Below are 2,602 nucleotides of genomic sequence, written 5' to 3'. Positions count from 1 at the left end.
GTGTGGCTCAACGGCGACACGTACGTCGGCACGATCGGCCCCGACGGCCGCACGCGCACGGTTGTCGACATGCCGCGCAACACAATTGCGACGCTGGGCCTCGCAGGCGCTGTTCCTGCAGGGAAACTTGCGTTCTACATTCCGCCGCGCGCAGAGCCTGCGTTCAACCTTTCCGCAGGGTTTTGGTGCCCGGCGGCAGCCCGCACACGCGCCGCGCGATCCCCGGCAGCCGTCCACACGGCCCCGGGGATCGCACGGGCGCGTCCCGCACATCCGCAACGTCACGACACGGCTCAGTTTTCCACCGTCTCGTTGTAAGCCCGTTCAAAGGCCTTGTAGTTTTTCGGTCCCAGCTTGGGGCCGAAGCGGTCGTCGATGACCTCGTGCAGAGCCGAAAGCGGCAGGATGTCCGTGGCTTTGAGAAGCGCCCCGAGCATGGTGGTGTTGGTGATGGCCACCCCAAGCTCCTCCAGGGCCACGGTCTGGGCGTCCACCTGGGCCACCGTGGGCCAGCCGTGCTTGGACTTGAGCGTCTCGGCCTTCTCGGGAGAGTTCACCACCACCTTGCCGCCGTCTTTGAGGCCCTCGGCTACATTGACGATATCCAACAGGGTGGGGTCCAGAACCAAGACCACGTTGGGGCTGTATACCCGCTCACGGATGCGGATGGGCTTGTCGTCCACGCGCACGAAGGCCACAACAGGCGCGCCGCGCCGCTCCGGCCCGAAGCTCGGAAAGGCCTGGGCGTACATGCCCTGGGCGATGGCCGCCCGGGCCAGAAGCTCGGCCGACGTCACGCCGCCCTGGCCGCCGCGTCCATGAATCCTGATCTCGATCATAGCGTCCCCCCGATTTGGTTCACACATCCTGCCGATAGCGCACTGACTGCTTCAGCGTCTCCCGGTCCACGTACTTGACCTCGCTCCCCAGAGGAATCCCCTGGGCCAGCCGGGTCAGACGCACCCCGGGATGGTCCCTGGCCACCATGTTTTTTATATGCGAGGCCGTGGTTTCGGCCTGCAAGGTGGTGCCGAGCGCCAGGACCAGCTCACGCACCTGCCCCTCGCGAAGCCTCTCGGCCAACCGCCCAAAGGCCAAATTTCCCGCGCCGACGCCTTCCAAGGGATCGAGCAGCCCGCCCAGGATCAGATACCGGCCCCGAAAGCCGCCGGCCTCCTCCAAAACGAGCACCGAATCCCATTGCGACACCAGACACAACTCCTCGTCGCCGCGCGTGGGGTCCGCGCATACCGGGCAGACCTCGGTTTCGCTTAAGCCCCCGCACCGCGAACACAGGCACATTCGCTCCCGCAGATCGCCGATGCGCCGCCCCAGGTCCATGGTCCGTTCCCTGGGCCACTGCAAAAGGGTCATGGCCACCCGCAGGGCCGATTTCGGCCCCAGCCCCGGCAGCCGGGCCAACTCCTCCACCACGTCGGTCAGGGGCTTAGGCAGCTTGGCCATGCACCCCTACCCGTTTCTTGACCATTCCCGGCACACCATACCCCGGCCCGCGCCCGATTAAAAGAGTCCGGGGATTTTGATTCCGCCCGTGATCTGGCCCATTTCCGCCTCGGCCATCTCCTTGGACTTCTTCACCCCGTCGGCCACGGCGGCCACGATCAGATCCTGGAGCATCTCTACATCACTTGGGTCCACCACGGAGGCGTCGATGCGCAGGCCCTGCAACTCGTTGGCGCCGTTGACCACGGCCACCACCATGCCGCCGCCGGAGGTGCCCTCGACGGTCCTGGCCGCCAGATCTTCCTGCACCTTGGCCATCTTTTTCTGCATGATCTGGGCCTGACGCACCAAATCGTTCATTCCTCTCATGCGATCCTCCAGCCGGGCGGCATGGCGCCCGGAATTATCATTACATTCCAGTCCCGGCGGGCTATCCGCGCGGCATGACGCCAATGACCTCGGCCCCGAAATCGGCCATGGCCCGGCGCACCTCGGGACGTTCCAGAACATAGGCCTTCAGTTCCCCGTTTCCCGGCCGGGCCTCGCCGCCCGGCTCCTCCACGGACACGGCCGCGCCGGGTCCGAAATAGTCGCTGGCCACCTGGGTGAGCTTGCGCAGGGCGTCGGGGCTTTTTAACTGTTCCCGGTTGAACTCGTTGCCGCAGGCCACCACCAGGGTTCCGGCCGGTCCCAGATCCGGGGCAAAGCGCCCCCCGGCCTGCCGCAGGCCGGGGATGATGCCCAGGCCGCCCTTCCTGGCCGTGTCGTAATATCGCAAAAAGCCCTCCCAGGTGGGCGGCCCCTTGGGACCGGAAGACACGGCGGCCCCGGCCATAGCCTCCGCCCCGTCGCGGATCGGCGGCAGCGCAGCTTCGTCGTATGTCGCCCGGGCATCCGCAGGCGGTTCGTCGTCATAAGGCGGGGGACCGTCCTCAAACGCCGGGGGGGATTCCAGACCCTCGGGCGGCCCGGAATCGCCGTCCGGGCGACGCGGCGGCGCGGCCTCGGGAGAAGGCGGCGGGGAGGCCGTCCGGGTCGGCGCGCTGACCGGTCCCCGGGGCGCATCGGCCCCGTAGCGGCGCGGGGTTTGAAGACATAATCGAAAGCGCCCAGGCGCACGGCCTGCGCCGCCGTGTCC

The 2,602-nt window shown here is 67.3% G+C and carries 4 protein-coding genes and 1 pseudogene; 1 reads left to right on the top strand and 4 read right to left on the bottom strand.

Annotation, left to right across the window (positions count from 1 at the left end; translation table 11 throughout):
- Positions 1-318, top strand: a 318-nt coding sequence (locus tag V3572_RS13460; RefSeq protein ID WP_332111530.1) for a hypothetical protein, incomplete at its 5' end; no start/stop codon positions are given.
- Here V3572_RS13460 and V3572_RS13455 read toward each other — a convergent pair.
- The 4 genes and pseudogenes from V3572_RS13455 to V3572_RS13440 all read right to left on the bottom strand — a co-directional run.
- Positions 294-839 (bottom strand): pyruvate ferredoxin oxidoreductase subunit gamma, encoded by a 546-nt coding sequence (locus tag V3572_RS13455; RefSeq protein WP_332111529.1) that lies wholly within the window; start codon positions 837-839, stop codon positions 294-296. The two genes, V3572_RS13460 and V3572_RS13455, sit on opposite strands and share 25 nt — an antisense overlap.
- Before the next feature lie 19 nt (positions 840-858).
- Positions 859-1,464 (bottom strand): recombination mediator RecR, encoded by a 606-nt coding sequence (gene recR / locus V3572_RS13450; protein ID WP_332111528.1) that lies wholly within the window; start codon positions 1,462-1,464, stop codon positions 859-861.
- Positions 1,465-1,521: 57 nt separating this feature from the next.
- Positions 1,522-1,833 carry a YbaB/EbfC family nucleoid-associated protein gene (locus V3572_RS13445; protein ID WP_332111527.1) on the bottom strand — a complete coding sequence of 104 codons (312 nt, stop codon included), beginning with the start codon at positions 1,831-1,833 and terminating at the stop codon, positions 1,522-1,524.
- 61 nt (positions 1,834-1,894) lie between these two features.
- Positions 1,895-2,602 (bottom strand): annotated as a pseudogene (locus V3572_RS13440) (hypothetical protein); the annotation flags it as partial.

Source organism: Desulfolutivibrio sp., from assembly GCF_036584575.1.
Lineage (GTDB): Bacteria > Desulfobacterota > Desulfovibrionia > Desulfovibrionales > Desulfovibrionaceae > Desulfolutivibrio.
The sequence above is the reverse complement of the archived record's forward strand: the minus strand, read 5'-3'. Positions and strand labels throughout refer to the sequence as shown.